Annotated in this window: 9 protein-coding genes; 8 read left to right on the top strand and 1 reads right to left on the bottom strand. The window is 55.3% G+C overall.

All coding sequences use genetic code 11. The features are described from left to right. Positions 1–121 precede the first annotated feature (121 nt). The 7 genes from MYS68_RS07070 (at position 122) to MYS68_RS07105 (ending at position 15,337) form a co-directional block, all read left to right on the top strand. Complete coding sequence (locus MYS68_RS07070; RefSeq protein ID WP_248925157.1) at positions 122–7,579, top strand: fibronectin type III domain-containing protein; 7,458 nt, start codon at positions 122–124, stop codon at positions 7,577–7,579. 520 nt (positions 7,580–8,099) lie between these two features. Then, complete coding sequence (locus MYS68_RS07075; protein WP_248925158.1) at positions 8,100–9,842, top strand: ABC transporter ATP-binding protein; 1,743 nt, start codon at positions 8,100–8,102, stop codon at positions 9,840–9,842. 49 nt (positions 9,843–9,891) lie between these two features. Further along, positions 9,892–11,718, top strand: coding sequence for an ABC transporter ATP-binding protein (locus MYS68_RS07080; protein WP_248930837.1), 1,827 nt, complete (start codon positions 9,892–9,894; stop codon positions 11,716–11,718). 134 nt (positions 11,719–11,852) lie between these two features. Next, on the top strand, positions 11,853–12,971 hold the full coding sequence (locus tag MYS68_RS07085; RefSeq protein ID WP_248925159.1) for a hypothetical protein: 1,119 nt from the start codon (positions 11,853–11,855) through the stop codon (positions 12,969–12,971). A 302-nt stretch (positions 12,972–13,273) separates the two neighbouring features. Next, entirely contained in the window at positions 13,274–13,885 is a 612-nt protein-coding gene (locus tag MYS68_RS07095; RefSeq protein WP_248925161.1) for a hypothetical protein, read from the top strand. A 105-nt stretch (positions 13,886–13,990) separates the two neighbouring features. Then, the gene (locus MYS68_RS07100; RefSeq protein WP_248925162.1) at positions 13,991–14,752 is read left to right on the top strand and encodes an S-layer homology domain-containing protein; all 762 of its coding nucleotides are present in this window, start codon (positions 13,991–13,993) and stop codon (positions 14,750–14,752) included. A 57-nt stretch (positions 14,753–14,809) separates the two neighbouring features. Beyond that, entirely contained in the window at positions 14,810–15,337 is a 528-nt protein-coding gene (locus MYS68_RS07105) for a flagellar hook assembly protein FlgD (protein ID WP_248925163.1), read from the top strand. 82 nt (positions 15,338–15,419) lie between these two features. Here the strand turns inward: MYS68_RS07105 and MYS68_RS07110 are convergent, their stop codons facing one another. Beyond that, positions 15,420–16,103: a hypothetical protein gene (locus MYS68_RS07110; protein WP_248925164.1), complete on the bottom strand. Its 684-nt coding sequence runs from the start codon at positions 16,101–16,103 to the stop codon at positions 15,420–15,422. A 119-nt stretch (positions 16,104–16,222) separates the two neighbouring features. On the opposite strand from MYS68_RS07110, the gene MYS68_RS07115 reads away from it, so the two are divergent. Beyond that, the gene (locus MYS68_RS07115) at positions 16,223–18,496 is read left to right on the top strand and encodes a sensor histidine kinase (RefSeq protein ID WP_248925165.1); all 2,274 of its coding nucleotides are present in this window, start codon (positions 16,223–16,225) and stop codon (positions 18,494–18,496) included. Position 18,497: the final 1 nt, after the last annotated feature.

An 18,497-nucleotide genomic window follows, 5' to 3' on the forward strand; every position in this document is an offset into this window, starting at 1 on the left:
ATATTTTTTTTGTCCGCGCTGCCCGAAGATAAGAACTGAAAACGGAGGTGATGCTCAAGATTGAGCAAAGGCATACCCTTATGAATCGTCGAGGTATGGTACGAAAGAATGGAGGAGAACAATGAAAACCGTATGGGCAAGGCTAATGATATGGCTGCTTGTGCTAACGCTTGCCATGCCGGCTTCGACCACGGCCGGCGCGGCGGAGACCGATACAGCGGGCGAGAGCTTGCGGCGCGGCGGCAATCAGTTTTTGAGTCTGGATCGCTATTACTACACGGTGGAAGCGGGCGCTTCCGCTACGATAAAAGTGACGCTGCACAACGGGCGCAACAAGTCGAATGTTACCGGCTTGTCAACGTTCAAGGTGAAGGATGAAGCCATAGCGACGGTTGACGCAAGAGGAACCCTAACCGGTATGAAAGCCGGTATCACGATGGTGACGGCATCCTACGAAGGGATGACGGCGATCGCACTCATTCAGGTTCATCGGAAAGGCAAGGCTGGTCTTTCGTTCGATGACAAACGCTATGAGCTGAAAGCCGGGGAGCGGAAGCAGGCCGCATTGTCGCTAAATGACGGCAAGGGAAGCCGGGATGTGACGCTCTTCGGCACGTACAGTTCGCATAAACCGGCGGTCGCCGCGATCGAGCAAAACGGAACGATCGTCGCGAAAAGCTTCGGTCATACCGTCATTACCGCCACCTATGCGGGATTGACGGCGAGAGCGCATGTGTTTGTGCGCAATTCAGCCGATACGGTTCCCCCTGCAGCGCCGGCCGGTCTGAATGCTGTCGCCGGTGATCAGCAGGTGAGCCTGTCCTGGACCGCCAATACGGAGTCGGATCTGGCCGGGTATTTGGTGTACGCTTCCGAGGACGGGGGCGCCAGCTGGTCCACCGACACGGATGCGGGCACGGCAACCGGGATCACGATCACAGGGCTGACCAATGGAACGATTTATCATTTTGCGGTAGCGGCTTACGACACGAACGGCAACGAGTCGTCGAAATCGCAGGCGGTCAGCGCAACGCCGGCGCCGCAGACGGACACGCAAGCGCCCGCAGCTCCGTCCGGATTGACGGCGGAAGCCGGCGTCGGCGAAGTGGCGCTGAGCTGGCTGCCGAACGTCGAGACCGATTTGCACGGATATAAAATGTACCAGTCAATCGATAACGGAACAACCTGGGATACGAGAACCGACATCGGTAATGTGACGGCTTACACGGTTACGGGTTTGACCTACGGACAACCGTACCTGTTTGCGATAACGGCGCTCGACACGAGCGGCAACGAATCGCTTCGCTCGGCATCCGTTTCGGCAACGCCGCTGGCACCGCCGGATACGACGCCGCCTGCCGCACCTGCCGGGCTGGCTGCAGTACCCGGGGACCGTCAAATCAAGCTGAGCTGGCTGGCGAATTCCGAGCCGGATTTAGCCGGCTACCAACTATTCGTCTCCGAAAACGGAGGGAACAGCTGGGATAGCGGCACAGAGGTCGGATTATCTACGGCCTATACGGTAACCGAGCTCACTTACGGCAAGCCGTATACGTTCGCCTTGACCGCAACCGATACGGCGGGAAATCGATCGGCGAAGTCGGCGGCCGTTACCGCTGCCCCATCCACCCTGGATGCCGAACAGCTTCCGTCAACCGGAATCGTCCCCTTCGTACAAGCGATCGATTTTCTGTATACAGGCGATAACGCCGTTCAAACCGGTGTTGCGGCAGGAGCGATTCAGCCGGAACGCGCTGCCGTGCTGCGCGGCCGCGTCACCGACGACGCTGGACAGCCGCTTCCCGGCGTGAAGGTGACCATACTTGGCAAACCTCAATTCGGCGAGACGCATACGCGGGCAGACGGTCAATTCGACATGGCTATTAATGGCGGCGGACCGCTCACGGTCGACTACCGGCTTGCCGGTTATATGAACGTTCAACGCAGCGTAACCGCGCCGTGGGAGGAATACACGTGGCTGCCCGACGTGGTTATGAAAGCTTATGATACGCAGGTCACCGCGATTGACTTGACGGAGCAATCGGTCTATCAGGTCGCAAGGGGCAGCACGGTGACCGATGCGGACGGCACGCGCCAGGCGACGCTGCTGGTCGCGCCAGGGACGACGGCGACAATGACGCTGCCGGACGGAACGGTACAGCCGCTGTCCGCGATGAACGTGCGGGCCACGGAATATACGGTGGGCGAAAAGGGCCCGCAAGCGATGCCGGGCGAGCTTCCGACCTTCGTCGGCTACACGTATGCGGTCGAGCTTTCGGTTGACGAAGCGGTCTACGCGGGGGCGACCGAGGTACGCTTCAATCAGCCGACGTATTTGTACGTCGACAATTTCCTGGAGTTTCCTAACGGGGCCGTCGTACCGATCGGTTATTACGACCGCAAGAAAGCGGCTTGGATTCCGTCGAAAAACGGCCGTATTGTGAAAGTGGTCGGCATCACGAACGGTTCGGCGAATCTGGATGTGGACGGCGACGGCGCGGCGGACACCGGCACAAAGCTGACGGAGCTGAGCATTACCGATCTGGAGCGTGCCCGCTTGGCGGAGCTGTATCCGGTAGGGAAATCGCTCTGGCGGTCGCCGGTCGATCATTTTACGCCGTTTGATTGTAACTGGCCTTATGGACCGCCAAAGGATGCGAAACAGCCTCCGAGCGACGAGGACGACAGCGGCGATGACGACGACAAAGATGATAAACGGAAGGATCCGTGCCAGGAGAAAGGCTCCATCATCGGCTGCGAGGATCAATCGCTGGGGCAGACGATCGGGATTCCGGGGACGAATCTGGTCCTGCATTATGCCAGCGATCGCACGCCGGGACAGCGGGAACGTTCGTCCGCGGAGCTACCTATAACCGGAGACGAAGTTTCGGATTCGCTTCACTCGATCCGGCTCGAGATCGAGGTGCAGGGGAAACGGATCGTGGAGGATTTACCGATTACAAGCAATCAACGTTACTTGTTTGAATGGGATGGTAAGGACGGCTATGGCAGATCCGTATACGGCCGTCATCCGGTTGATGTGAAGCTGACCTATTATTATGTGGCGCAATATTATGAGGCGAGGGCCGATTGGGAGACGAGCTTCGGGCAAGTTGGCGCTCCGGCGGAAAGCTTCGGCCGCGATAGAGAGAATGGCCAAATTTCGATCTCAACATCCTACCGGACGTATGTCGAAAGCCCAAACAACCCTTATCAGGAATATGGAATTGCCGGCTGGAGCCTGGACGTCCATCATTTCAAAGATAAGAAGGGCGAGTCGCAATACATGGGGTATGGCACGACCCAATTGCCGGTTCAGCGTTCGGTCGTGTATCAGAAGACTGCAGGTTGTCTCCCGGGTAAGTGCTTCTCTGGAATCGGTGACGGGAAGCCGGCATCGGAAGCACAATTCTATTATGTTTACGATATCGTGCATGCGCCGGACGGCAGTCTGTTCGTCTCGGACGGCGGTAACAACAGAGTGCGCAGAATAGGTACTGACGGCATCGTCACAACTTACGCCGGCGGCAAGCAGAGCGGCGATAACGGTGACGGCGGACCTGCGACTCAAGCGAGGGTGGCACCGAGAAATATCGCGCTCGGACCTGACGGCAGCTTGTATATTGCGGAGCTATACGATATTCGGAAAGTTTCTTCGGACGGCATCATTACGACCTTTGCCGGCAAAGGTACAGGGGGCAGTTACAATGACAAAATGAAGGACGGTATTCCGGCAACAGACGCCTACATTGAGCCGTTTGATGTCGAGGTCGGCCCGGACGGCAGCGTCTATTTCCTGGAACGTTTTTCGATATGCTGCTATCCCGAACCGCATTCGAGGGCCGCAATACGTAAAATTGGCCCGGACGGCATCGTGACGACGATCGGAGGGATAGGAACGAAAACGACGGAAAGCATCCCGTTATATGAGAAAAAATTGTATGCACAAGATATTGAGTTCGCACCGGACGGATCGCTGTATATTCTGGATAAGAGCGGGCAAAGCTCGGGAGGCTCTTCTTACCGGAATTTCATTTACAAAGTCGGGTCGGACGGAATCGTCCGCAGAGTTGCGGGATCGTTGTCCGCACCGGGGAGTCGCATCGATTTTCCCGGAGGCACCAACTCCTGGGGACAACTTGATGTTGACGGTCCTGCGCTTGATCCTTATTTGACAGCCAACCGGATGTCGTTCGCGCCGGACGGTACGCTTTACCTTAGCGACCAGTCTTTCAAACGAATCCTGAGGCTGGAGCCTAGCGGTCTGTTGAGCAAATATGCGGGCAATCCGATGTCGAGATGCGAAGAACTCCAGACAGGCAACGGTCTTGCGTACGAATCAAAACTCGGGTGTCTCCAATATGTTGCCGCAGGGCTGGATGAAACGGTCTATTATAGCTCGAACATCAGTACAACCGGCTGGAGCATCATGTCGCTTCATACTGATGAGGTAAATTTCGTTTCATTACCCAATTATATCGTTCCGAGCGAGGACGGACAGCAACTGTACGTCTTCGATCCGAATTCAGGCCGGCACCAGCAAACGAAAGACGCCATAACCGGACGGACGGTTCAGCAATTCCACTATGACGGCGGAGGACGGTTGGTCTCGCTTGAGGATGCTTACGGCAACACGGTTGTGATCGAACGCAATGTCCTCGGTGTTCCGAGGGCGATCGTTGCGCCGGGCGGACAGCGGACGGAGCTGGAGTTGGACGGGGCAGGCCAATTGTCCGCGGTGACAGTTCCCGGCGGTGCATCCTATGAAATGAGTTACGATGCGGACGGACTTCTCGTCAGCTTTACGGATCGGAACGGCAGCACCAGCGAATATGAATACGATGCCCAGGGACTGCTGATCGCAGCGCATCACCCTTCCTACGGGGATTTGACGATCGTACGCGAGAAGCTTCCGCTCGGCACGAAAGTGACCATGACCCGCGGCGAGGGAGAAGTGACAAGCTACAAGATCGAAAGCCTGGAAAACGGCGACATTCGGCGCGAGACGGCCGAGCCGACGGGGGCCGTCACTGTCGTGACCGTAAAGCCGAACGGCTACCGGGAGATCGCTTATCCGGACGGAACCGTTGTCGGCAAATCGCTCAGTCCGGACCCGCGCTGGGGTATGAGCTCTCCGCAGCTGGCCGGCATGACGATCAAGACCCCGCAAGCCCGGACGATAACGATGTCGGAGTCGCGAACAGCCGCGTTTGCCAGTCCGACCGATCCATTCAGCCTGACAACGTATCAAGAAACGTTTACAGTAAACGGCCGGACGACTATGGTTCAATACGACGCCGCACAGAAGACGGTCACAATGACAAGCGCGGAGAATCGACAGGTGGTCCACCGGTTGGACGATTTCGGGAGAACGGTTCGACTCGAGTACCCCGGTCAGTCTGTCGAGCCGATCGAATACGCGTACGATGCGCAAGGCAAGCTGCAGCAGATCAAGCAGGGCGTTCAAGTCGTCAACTATCACTATGACGAACAGTTAAGGCTCACCCGGTTGACCGATGCGGAAAACCGGGAACTTGAATACGAGTATGACGCATATGGGTTCGTCAGCCGCATCAATCTGCCTAGCGGCAAGAGCTTGGCGATGACGCACGATGCGGTAGGCAACTTGACGGGAATTACAGCACCGGGTGGCAACGACTTCACCATGGATTACGATGAGACTGACGAGCTCGTTTCGTTCCTTCCGGAAGGAAGTACGGAGCCGGTTCGATGGTACTATAACTTGAATGGCAAGCATACGCATACGACGTTTCCCAGCGGGCGCTTGATCGCGAATACGTTTGACCCAGGCGGGCGGTTGACGGAAAGCCATGATACGAAACGCAGCCGCACTTTCGAGTACGCAGACAATACCGATCGGGTTCATACGATGACGACGAAGGCGAAGGCATCCGGTGCAGTGGAGCAACAGCTGCAATTCGCCTACGACGGATCGGATGTGACGAAAACGGTATGGCTCGGAAAAGCGAATGCGACCTACGATTATACGTATGACGCTTTGTCCAACGTGACCGGCATCCATCTGAACATTCCGGCGAGCCAATACACAAGCGACACCGCCATCACGTGGGATAAGGAAGACCGGGTGAAGTCGTTCGGTTCGCAATCGTTCCAATATACGGGACCGGGCGGCATTCTCGGCAGCATTCAGGACGGCGGATTCGAGACCGCTTATCAATACGATGCCTACGGCCGAATAACGCATAGGACGGTGTCCGCGTCCGGAGTCCCGGTTTATCAAATGCAGCTGCAGTACAATGCTGTCGGCAAAGTGGGGCAAAAAACGGAAACCACACCTCAAGGAACTTCCGTTTATACGTATGACTACGATGCGGACGGACAACTGCTGGAGGTGCGGCTGAACGGAAACGTCATCGAGGCGTATGCTTACGACGCAAACGGCAACCGGACGTCGGCGGCTATAAACGGGGCGCCGGCCGAATCGGCCGTATACGACGGACAAGACCGGCTGATTACCCGGGGCGGCGTCGACTATATGTTTGACGCCGACGGCTTTCTGACCCATCGCGGCAGCGATTCCTTCACTTACGGCTCGCGGGGAGAGCTGCTGGAAGCGAACGTTGGCGGCAAGACGGTCACGTACTCGTACGATGCGCTTGGCAGGCATGTGGCACGGCATGACGAAACGGGTACGACGCAGTATTTGTACGGACTCCCGGATGCCATTATGACGATTACTGCAATCATCGATCCATCCGGCGCCGTGACGGAATATTACTATGACCTGTCCGGGCAGCTGACCGGTATGAAGCGCGAAGGCGTCACTTATGCCATCGCGACGGACCTGGTTGGAACGCCGAAGCTGGTTGTCGGCGCCAACGGACAAATCGTCAAGGAACTCGGTTACGACAGCTTCGGGAATCGGCTGACGGATTCCAATCCCGGCTTTCTGCTGCCGTTCGGCTTTGCTGGCGGATTGGAGGACACGGACACCGGCTTGCTCCGGTTCGGTCTCCGCGATTACGAGCTTGCTTCCGGACGATGGACGGCACGCGACCCGATTCTGTTCACGGGCGGTCAGACAAACTTGTACGTCTATGTCGGCAACGATCCGATTCTGTTTCGCGATCCTCTGGGATTGTTTTGTATCGGCGGTAACGCGTATGCGGGCGTCGGTGGCGGCGCGAAGGTTTGTGTTAACAGTAAGGGCCAATTTTCGTTCTGCAGCGAGCTTGGTTTTGGCGTCGGCGGGGGCCTCGAATTCAGTCCGCTAGAGGATATTACAAAGCGCGACAGCTTGGGAGTGGAAGGAACGGTCAGCGGCGCATACGGACCTGGGAAACTAACCGGCGGGTTCAAAACGAATTACGTGTTCGATACCGAATGCGCCAAAAAGGAGGGCGTTCTGAAAGTGGAGCTGGGAGCATTGAAATTCGATTTGCTAAATCCGCTTGAATCGGCGTACGGTCAAGATTGGAAAGATCTCGAGGAGAAAAAGGGGCCGATTGATTCCTTTAAGGATGCTATCAAGAAGGGCCAATTGTCCGCCAAGGTTGAAGCTTCGTTCAAAGGCCAGTTGTGCACTAGAGTCCGGTAATCGACCGGAAGCGATGAACCGTTCCAGTCTAGTTCGTTAATAGGAAAAACCTAGCGCAAAGATTGCCGCTAGGTTCTTTTTTTGTGCTATGAGATATGTTTTCGTGTTCATTGGGGGAAGAGGGTTAGGGTAGACTTATCCCTTCATAAATCCAGTCACTCGGGCATTAGACAAGTAATATTAGGCTGATAGCGTACAGCGTGTCGGGAATCGGATTTTTCAACAAACATCGAAAAAAATCCATTCCCGACAAACGCGACCTATCAGTGAGCAGCCGCTCCCGGCGGGCGGGTCCAGGGCGCTTGGAGTGCCTGGGGTCCCCCTTCAGGGGGATTTAGACGAGGGTTGATCGGTTGACTTAGGGGGTACTTCCACGATTTAAGGGTTGATCGATTGACTTTGGGGCTGATAAAGGGGCAGGTGAGTGGGCAAAAATAAAGTGACTTTTCCGCCCCATTGGAGTATTTTAATATATAGTGGCACTAAATATTTTTTTCATCCTGACGAGGGGGAGAGCGTATTGCATTTTTTAAAAAAATACGCGAGGAAGTACGGCGGGCGGTTCAGCTTAGCCGTGTTTTTCTTGACTCTGGAAGCGCTTGCCGACTTGCTGCAGCCGACCATCATGTCCAAAATCGTCGACGTAGGCGTCGCAAACAGCGATTTGCATTTTGTGCTGCGTATGGGCGGACTTATGCTGCTGATCACGGCAATGGGGGCGGTGGCGGCGTCGATGCGGAACATTTTGGCCACGCTGGTATCCCAGGCGTTCGGGGCGGAGCTGAGGGGCGATTTGTTCAAGAAAATCCAGTCGCTGACCTTTGAAAGCATCGACAAATTCGAACGGGCCTCTCTCGTGACGAGGCTGACGAACGATGTGACGCAGGTGCAAAACTTCATGAACGGGCTGATGCGGATTTTCGTTAAAGCGCCGCTCATCTGTATAGGCAGCCTGATCATGGCGACGCGGCTCGACCCGCAGCTTGCGATTGTGCTGGCGGTCGTTGTGCCGATCGTCGCTTTGCTGATCATTTTCAACCTGAAGCTCGGCTTTCCGCTTTTTATAAACGTGCAGCGGGCGCTTGACCGGGTGAACGGCGCGATGCGCGAATATTTGTCCGGCGTAAGAGTCGTCAAGGCGTTCAACCGCTTCGACTTTGAAGTGGACAAATTCAATAAAACCAATGAGGAATACCAGTCGCGAACGATCCGCGCCATGCGGACGATGGCGGTATTTAATCCGGCGATCATGCTGACGGTCAATTTCGGCATCATTGCCGTCATCTGGCTTGGCGGCCTCGGGGTAAGCCGGGGTGACATGCAGGTCGGCCATATTATTGCGTTTATCAACTATATGACGCAAATTTTGTTTTCGCTGATGATGATCTCAATGGTGTTCAACATGTTCATCCGCGCGAAAGCGTCGGCCGGCCGAATCGGGGAAGTGTTCGAGCAAAGTAACGATATGACGTGGAAGGAAAACGCAGGGGTCGGCACCGCGGTTAAAGGTCGGGTCGATTTTGAAAACGTAACCTTCTCTTATGAAGGGACGTCCGGGCTTCCCGCCGTGAAAAACGTGAACTTAACCGTGCTGCCGGGGGAAACCGTCGGCATTATCGGCTCCACCGGCTCGGGAAAAAGCTCTCTCGTCAGCCTCATTCCGAGGTTTTACGATGCGGTTTCCGGATCGGTCAAGGTGGATGGCGTGGACGTCCGCGATGTAGATCCGAAGATTTTGCGGGAAAAAATCGCGCTTGTTCCGCAGAAGACGGTGCTGTTCACCGGAACCGTCACGGAAAATATTCGCTGGGGCAAGGAGGATGCCAGCGCGGAGGAAATCGAGGCGGCCGCGAGGATGGCGGAAGCACACGACTTTATCGCTTCGTTCCCGGAAGGGTACAATACGATGCTCGGGCAGCGGGGAGTCAATTTTTCAGGCGGTCAAAAGCAGCGGGTATCGATCGCCCGGGCGCTTGTGCGCAGGCCGGAAATTCTCATTCTCGACGACTGCACGAGCGCAGTCGATGTCGCGACGGAAGCGAGAATCAAAGAAGCGCTGAAGACGTATGCAAAGGACCTCACCTGTATTCTGATCGCGCAAAGGATCACTTCCGTGATGGACGCGGACAAAATCGTTGTTATGGACAACGGGGAGATCGTCGGCATCGGCAAACATCACGAATTGATGAGAAGCTGCCTCGTGTACCAGGAAATTTTCCAGTCCCAGGTCGGAAAGGAGCTGCAAAAAGATGTCACAGCCTAACGAAGCCGGCAGAGAGTCGAGAGGGCCGCAGCCGCCGCAGGACGTTCCGATGCTGAACAACCCGGCCAGGCCGGGGGGATTCGGAGGTCCGGGCAGAGGGGCTCCCGTCGTCAAACCGAAAAATTTCAAAGGGACGATGAAGCGGCTTTGGTTTTATTTTGGCAAAGAACGAAAATGGCTGTCGGTGATTTTCGGGTTCATTGTGATCGACGCCGTCATTACGTTGTTCGGCCCTTATCTGATCGGCGTATCCATCGATGCGATGACGGCGGCCGGCGGCTCGGTCGATTTCCATCTGCTCGAGCTGATGATTCTGGTGCTGTTTGCCGCTTACGTATCGGACGGGGGGCTGACCCTGCTGCAGGGCTGGCTCATGGCGGGCGTGTCGCAGCGCATCGTTGCAGGCCTGAGGCGCGCCTTATTTGCGAAGCTGCAAAAGCTGCCCTTGGCGTTTTTCGACTCCCGCCGTCACGGTGAGCTGATGAGCCGGCTGTCCAACGACATCGATAACGTGAGCAACACGATATCCCAGTCGACGACGCAGCTGATGACCGGATCGATAGCGATTTTGGGTTCGCTGACGATGATGCTGATCCTCAGCCCGCTGCTGACGTTGGCCAGCATGATCACGGCGCCGCTGGTCATTCTGCTGGCGCGCACGATCACGAAAAGAACAAGCGTGCTGTTCAAGGAGCAGCAGGCGCAGCTGGGCAGGCTCAACGGGCACATCGAGGAGACGATTTCCGGCATCCAGGTCGTCAAGGCGTTCAACCATGAGCGGAAGGCGATCGAGGAGTTTGAAGAGGTTAACGAGAAGCTGTACAAGGTGGGCCTCAGGGCACAAATCATTTCCGGCTTCCTGATGCCGATAATGGCGGTCATCAACAACCTCGGATTTGCGGCGGTGGCGGTTGTCGGCGGCGTGTTGGCGATCAAAGGCCACATTACGGTCGGCGTCATCGCCAGCTTTCTCAGCTATTCCCGCCAGTTCGTTCGGCCGCTCAACGAGATCGCCAACATCTACAACATCATGCAGTCCGGCGTGGCCGGCGCGGAACGGGTGTTCGAGGTGCTCGACGAAAAGGAGGAGCCGGAGGATGCTCCCGGCGCGGTCGTGCTGGACAATCCGCAGGGGCGCGTCGTGTTTGAAAACGTCAGCTTCGGCTACCGGCCGGAGGTGCCGATTTTGAAGCACGTCAGCTTCGAATCGCCGGAAGGCAGCAGCACGGCGTTGGTCGGGCCGACGGGTGCGGGCAAAACGACGATCGTCAACCTGCTCACGCGGTTTTATGACGTTACCGGGGGGCGTATTTTGATCGACGGCCGCGACATCAAGGAATATACCCGGGACAGCCTGCGGAGGTGCTTCGGCATCGTGCTCCAGGATACGTATCTGTTCTCCGGCACGATCAAGGAAAACATCAAGTACGGCAAGGCGGACGCTACCGACGAGGAAGTGGAGCAGGCGGCCCGCATGGCTAACGCCGATGCGTTCATCCGCCGTCTGCCCGCCGGGTACGACACGATGCTGACGGAAAACGGCGGCAATTTAAGCCAGGGCCAGCGGCAGCTGCTCGCGATCGCACGTGTCATTCTCGCCAGGCCGTCGATTCTCATCCTCGATGAGGCGACGAGCAGCATCGACACGCGCACCGAGCTGCACATCCAGGATGCGCTGCTGCAAATTATGCGGGGCCGCACCAGCTTCATCATCGCCCACCGGCTGAACACGATTCGCGACGCCGATACGATCATGGTCATCGACCGCGGGCAAATTATCGAGCAGGGCAGCCACGACCGGCTGATCGAAGAAGAAGGCACGTACCATCGGATGTTTGTGAATCAGTTCAAAAATATCGAAGGCGCTTCGGCGTAAGCGGAAAAGATCTGCCTCCAAGTCATGCTGTAGACTTGGGGGCAGTTTTTTTTGTTGACAGGACTCTCCAAAAATAAAACTTCAGACAGATCATATGCGTCTAATCTATTGAAAAATAACAGGGAGTGAAGCGGATGAGAATAAAGCAATATGCAGTCGGGTTTGTTTGCGGAGCGATTTTATCGGCGTCTACCGCCATATTTGCGTCGGACGCGATTGAGGCCTATTTATTTCCAAGCAAAGTTTTGTTTCATTCCGGTGTGACGGTAACCGAAATCGACGGCTCGGAGGTGCTTAATTACAAAGAGAAAGCGTACGTTCCTCTTCGCTCCTTTGCCGAAGCGACCGGTTCGCAGGTTGATTTTAACGAGGGGAATGGAAGCGGAGAGAACGGAAATCGGCCGGCTATAAACATTTATTTGCCTTCCTTGGCTAATAACGCGAATGAATCCATTGAGGACCCGGATCATTATGTAACCGTGTCGGAACTTAGACTGGAAAAGGGGGAGGCTGGAATCACCCGCTTGACCGGAGGCACCGTTAAGATCAATAAAGAGCTGGCAGGCAAAGTAATCGATATCGAGATGATCCGTAAAGACGGTCAAATCTTAACCTCAACCGATTACGTATATTTGGACAATCAGGATACGGCCCCCCCGAAGCCCGGCGACATCCGCACTTTTCAGACCTATACTTCATTTGCCGGGGAGCCGGTTTCTTACCGGGTCGCAGTCCGGGATTTTCTGAAAACGGAGCCGCGAGGGATCGTATCTATGTACGACCATCCTTTTGTGATTCTTTTCAATCCGCCGCTCGGTTATCCGGGAACATTAACGATCGGCAAAGTCAGCCCGTTCAAGATCAGCTTTTATAACACAAATTCAAAAGCTGTTTCGTTGGAGCCGGTCAACATGCAGGTGGAAGTTTACACGCGGGGTGAAAACAACGAGCCTCTCGATTTGGTTTACAGCTTCAAGCTGCCGGAGATTGGCGGAAAAATGAATGCGATGACGGGGTATACCGTGACGGTCCCGTGGAATCAGCGGGGAAACGACAGGCAAATCATTCCCCCGGGTTCATACATTGCGAAGCTTTCGAGGCCGGACACGGTTCGATATGTCGAGGAAGGAAGCACGGAGGTCAAATCGTTTACCTTTTTGCCGGATACGCGGTATCCGACCCGATTTCCATTGAAGTACGAGATGAGAGTGCCGGAATCCGGCGATATGGGCGCTCTCAGTCATTCCGAATAACCATATAAACGATCAGTCCCGCCAACGGAAAAAACAATATCGCAAGCAGCACGAGGAGGGCGTATTCCGAGCTTTTGCCTCTGCGTTTGCAATCTCTGTAGGCCCATAGACAACAAAGAATATGTGCGACAAAAAGCGCGATCGAAAAAAGAAACAAAATTAAGCCCGTAATAATGGCCATGTTAACCTCCAAAACAAACTTTTTCTAAGTATACGGGGTTCGTTGCCAAAAGTTGCGTTTTAAGTAAACGGGTAAGCAACTGTCGCCGCTTGAATGACGTCTATAACTACATTGAGGAGAAATGGGGTGTCTTATTGAAAAAATTTACAATCGGATTATTTTGCGGGATTGCCGTCTCGTGCTCGTCCATAACTCAAACAATGAAAAAATCGGCGAGGCCGCCATCGGCGGCAGCGATTTTGGGGTTGACGCCGTGCCCTTCGTGACAGAAGGAAATGGGGATTTTAGACAATATTCGGCGGTTAACCTGCGCATCGACGCTGTCAATGATCATTCGATCGCTGCGGCGCCAAGCATCGTATACGATAACGCGGAGAGCGGTTTCACTCTTGCTCTTCCCGCAACCTGGGCCGGAAAATACTCGGTAGAGGAGCAGATGGACGGGGGTTCCCAAACCGGCAGCATTCATTTTATCGATACGGCGAATAAACGGTTTGGCAGAGTCATTTTTACGATCACCATATGGAACAAAGAAGATTGGGAAGCCAACGCCCAAACGGCAGCCGGAATCGGTTATATTGTCAAGATCGGCGAGCGGGGAGACAAGGTGTTCACTTTAAGTAAGCCGGGAGATGTCGAATACGATCCGGAGGACATGAAGCTGGGCGCCGAATATGCATCCATGAGGAAGTATGTGGGTACGATACAAACCAGCTTTAAAATCAAGGAGTAACAGGCGGCAATGAACCTTGTCCGTTGGAAAAAACCATTTATTGAACGTTTACAGCGGCGCTGCTACAGTTATGATTACATTGAAACAACGGGGGAGGATGCCTAAGTGATAACATGGAACAGACTTTTGGCTGCAGCTGCGTTATCGGCGGGCATTGCGGGGGCAAGCATGCTTCCGTCATATGCGGCGGGCCTATCCTTCAAGGATGTTTCGCCCGAATTTTGGGGTTATGCCAACATACAATGGGCGATTGACAATAAATTAGTCGACGGGTATCCCGACGGAACGTTTAAACCCGACCGGGAAGTGAGCCAAAATGAATTTTTAGCCATGCTTATACGCGCTTACGAGCCGGACGATCTTCATCCCGAGTCTTATAAAAATGAGCCGGACTGGGCTTTGCCGTATTTGCAATATGGCTCCAGAAAACGCTGGGATGTAACATGGGCGGCTCCCCAATCTCCGATCACGAGGGGCGATGTAGCGAGAATCGTAGCGAACGCTTCGGGAAAAAACTATTCCGTTGACGATTCGGTGCAATATTTGCTCGATACCGGTTTGTCGGATGGGAAAACGGCCAAAACGGTTGAAGGCTTCCAAAAGAACGATACGCTGACCCGGACGGAGGCGGTCGCATTCGTTCAGCGTTTGAAAAGCAGCCTGAAGGAGCTGCAGTCCAGTCCGGCCGACGAGCAAAAATACGTTGTGAAAATACCGGAGCAGCCGGCCGTTAACGCCGCAATAATCGATCAGTACATCAATTTGACGGCGAATACCGAGGTATATCAGCTTCCTTCCCAATTCTCGGGAGCTATAGCGACGATCGCGCCTCAAAGCGTTCAGGCGTTTGAAAAAGCGGGCAACTAGTATCACATTCACAGTACCTGGCTGGGCGATTCGTGGATTTACGTCGACAGCAGTTCTTTGCAACACAATTCCTCGGAATATCGTGCGCCCGCATTCGTTCCTCTGAGCGACGTGGAAGGGACGTGGGCTTTCGAGCACCAATACGACAATATTAGCTATAATATCAATTATTCGCTCGGAAATAACGTAGGTCCTAATCTGACTTATCCTCGAGGCGAGGAAATCAGGCAAGGCGATCCCGTGTCTTTAACGCTTTCCGTGGCGGGTAAAGCTCCGAATGCGGTGGAGACGATAACCGGCCATGATTTCGAGGTCCAGATTTTCGGCAGCCAAGGGTTGGTGTGGAGAGGAAAGCCGCCCGCCGCGCCGGAAATTCCGCTTAACACGTTCGCCACGATGGGCATCGATTTCAAGTGGGACGGGAAAGATTCCGATAGGAAGCAGGTCCCGGCCGGGCGGTACTCGGTGATCTTAAAAACTCCGACAACGATCGAATATAAAGTCGCCGGGAAGGAAGGCACTTTTACCGAGCATATTGAAAAAGCTGCCGACAAATCGCTCGGAGGTTATTTTACCATCAAGTAAGTTTGGGGAAGCATCACGGCCCGTAAAAAAAAAGACGACGAAAGCGGATTTGGCTCGTCGTCTTTTTCGTCGAATACGGAGGTTACGTTGAAACATGATTGATGTGGGCATAATCGCGCGTTTCGCCGATTCGTCCGAAAACAATGAATCCTCCGAAGGTGACAAAAATGAGATGCACATACATAAACGTATTGTGGAACGGACCGGTCGTGATGAAAAATCCGACGATCAGCAGAGCCAGAACGACCAGGCTGACGATGCCAGCCGCTTTGGGAAACACCTTAGCTTGAAGAGCGTTTATGCCGAGCAATAAAATCCCGAGAATAATTCCCGGCAGAATCGGAATTAAAATAAGCAGCTGCAGCGGAAACCGGTCGACGCTCAAATTGTTGATCTGTTCGGACAGCTTTTGCAAATCGTCCGCGTTATGCACGTAGCCGAACATGATCGGATAGCTGATGATCTGTACCGGGCCGTGGAAAATTTCCAGCATCAGCCCGATAAAAAGCAGCGGGAAGCCGAGCCAATTCCACCATTTCAGCTTATGGGCCTGTATGAGGTAAACCGCCGGCAGCCCCATTAAAATAAACGTCGATGCGAAGGCTAGCAGCACATGAATATTGACAGCACCGGTGAGGAACGACGGTATTTCATCGACCGAAGCCGGCACATCCTCCAGATGGATCGCTTGGCCGACCGTTCCCATCAATCCTCCGATCAGCAGCATCCATCCGGCAAACTTCAAATATCCTTTAGGCACTTGCATTGTTTTGATTTCCCTCCTCTTCGGCAGCTCCTGCTGCCCTGGCTGCATACATCGTAGCAGACCCCGAATCCTATCGATAAGAGGAACGAATTCCCGGAAGCCGGGATTTTGTTCGGGAAATGTCTTATGTGGCCCCGGAAACGATTTACGCGCTGCGGCTTGTGCTATATAATGCAATCAGATTTGCGCGAGTGGCGACACTATTCGTAAGGGAGGCGCTGCAGTTGAATGCCGACGCACCCGCTATTCAAGAGGAGCCGAGACGGTATCCCCGCGGAGCGGCAGACCTTGTTCCAAGAGCGGGCGTTGCCGCCGTTCTTCTGCTGGCTGCCGGTCTGCTGATCGCGGCTCTGCCGCAATATTTCGGCGAGCTGAAGGACCGCTGCTTGCTTGAGGAATGCGAAACGTTCTATAATCCTCCGCCGGGCGACGCATGGCTGGCTGCCCATGACCTCACACCGGCTTCGCTTGCCGCAGCCTATATGTCGATTTACGCTGCCTTCGGCTTCGTCTTCATTGGAGCAGGGGTGGTGCTGTTCTGGAAAAAGCCGCACGAGAAGATGGCCTGGATCGGGGCGATAGCGCTCGGGGCTATCGGGGCGACGTTTACGCCGGTTTTGGACGGACTGAAGGCGGGGAGTCCGTTGATGGCCTGGTCGGCAAGGCTGCTTGACTCGCTCGGCTTCACAACATTTATTCTTTTTGTATGCACCTTTCCGTCAGGCCGCTTTGCGCCGCGATGGACTTTAGGATATGCAGCGGCAGTCATCGGCTTGCGCGTACCCGGCATTTTGCTGCCGGGTACCGCGGTGGATTTGCAAGCTTGGCCGCAGCCTGTTTTTATCTGCTGGTTTTGCTTTTGGACCGTAGGCATGCTGGCGGTGACGATTTACCGGTACCGCAAGGTTTTGGGTCCGGTCGAACGGCAGCAAGCCGCATGGGTCGTGTATGGCATCGCCTGGGCCTTGACCGGACTCATCGTCTTTACGGCGTGGTTTGTGATCGGAGGCGAAGCGGTCCAAGCCGATCCGCTGCAGCTGTATGCGATCGAAGTCGGCATTCATGCCGCGATGCTGGGAATTCCGGTGACGCTTCTGGCCGCCATGCTTCGCAAGCGGCTCTGGGATATTAATCCGCTAGTAAACCGGACATTAGTCTATGCCGCACTGACGCTTTGCATATCCACGATTTATGCCGTCGCCGTTTGGTATTTGGGAGCCATGTTTCAGACGGGCGCGAACATGATCGTTTCGCTGCTTGCGACCGTCGCTGTCGCCATGCTGTTCGCCCCGCTGAAAGAGCTTCTCCAGCGAAGCGTCAACCGGCTCATGTACGGTAAGGTCGAAGACCCTTACACCGTACTCGATCGGCTCGGCAAACGTCTTGCCGAACCGTTGGCTCCGGAGAAGGCGCTCGATGTCATAGCCCAAACCGTACGGGAGGGACTGCGTCTACCTTATGTCCGGGTCTCGCTGATGAGCCAGTGGGACTTCGTCGCTGCGGCTGAAGCCGGCGAGCCTGCCGGACCGCTGCGCTCGCTGCCGCTCGTTTACCGCGGGGAACCGCAAGGTCTGCTGGAGCTGGCGATGCGCGGCTCCGGCGAGGAGCTTGTCCCCTCGGAGGAGCAGCTTCTCGCGTCGCTGGCCAGCCAAGCCGGGGCTATCGCTCATAACGTGCGCGTCTCGCTTGAGCTGAAAAAGCTTGCCGCCGACCTTCAGGAGTCGCGCGAACGGCTGGTGCTGGCGCGGGAAGAGGAGCATAGGCGGCTGCGGGACAACCTTCATGACGATCTCGCTCCCCGACTGGCGGCGTTGGCGCTGACGTCCGCGGCGGCGGAGGAGCTGATCGCATCGGATCCTCACGAAGCCCGCACGCTGCTCGGCGGTCTTCGCCGGACGATTCGCGAGACGGTGGCCGACATCCGCCGGCTCGTGCAGGACCTGCGGCCCCGGGCGCTCGACGAGTTCGGCTTGCCTGAAGCGATTATGGAGCGAATCCGGGATATGTCCATCCCGCTCAGGCATGCCGGGACGTTGATCGATTTCGAGCTCGCCGTGCCGGAGCCGCTTCCGCATTTGCCGGCCGGGGTCGAAGCCGCGGCGTACCGGATCGTCTCCGAAGCGCTGGCCAATGTCGTTAAACATGCGGAAGCGGTCCGCTGCATCGTCCGTTTATATATGGAAACGGACGGAGAAGAACGTTTCGTTGTGGAGGTTTCCGACGACGGCAAAGGATTTCCGATGAACGAAGGGTACCCTTTAAGTTCCTGGCGGGGTGTCGGACTTCAATCGATGAAGGAGCGGGCGGAAGAACTGGGCGGAACGTTTGCAATCGAGAAGAGCAAACTTGGCGGCACCTGCATCCGTGCAGCCTTGCCGATCCGGGATTATTAAA

The organism is Paenibacillus hamazuiensis, assembly GCF_023276405.1.
Classification (GTDB): domain Bacteria; phylum Bacillota; class Bacilli; order Paenibacillales; family NBRC-103111; genus Paenibacillus_AF; species Paenibacillus_AF hamazuiensis.

What these genes read in the sequence shown, in the direction of transcription:
- MYS68_RS07095 (WP_248925161.1), top strand. Translation starts at nt 13,274, where the DNA reads ATGGGGTGTCTTATTGAAAAAATTTACAATCGGATTATTTTGCGGGAT.
- MYS68_RS07080 (WP_248930837.1), top strand. Translation starts at nt 9,892, where the DNA reads ATGCTGAACAACCCGGCCAGGCCGGGGGGATTCGGAGGTCCGGGCAGA.
- MYS68_RS07110 (WP_248925164.1), bottom strand. Translation starts at nt 16,103, where the DNA reads ATGCAAGTGCCTAAAGGATATTTGAAGTTTGCCGGATGGATGCTGCTG.
- MYS68_RS07115 (WP_248925165.1), top strand. Translation starts at nt 16,223, where the DNA reads ATGTCTTATGTGGCCCCGGAAACGATTTACGCGCTGCGGCTTGTGCTA.
- MYS68_RS07070 (WP_248925157.1), top strand. Translation starts at nt 122, where the DNA reads ATGAAAACCGTATGGGCAAGGCTAATGATATGGCTGCTTGTGCTAACG.
- MYS68_RS07085 (WP_248925159.1), top strand. Translation starts at nt 11,853, where the DNA reads ATGAGAATAAAGCAATATGCAGTCGGGTTTGTTTGCGGAGCGATTTTA.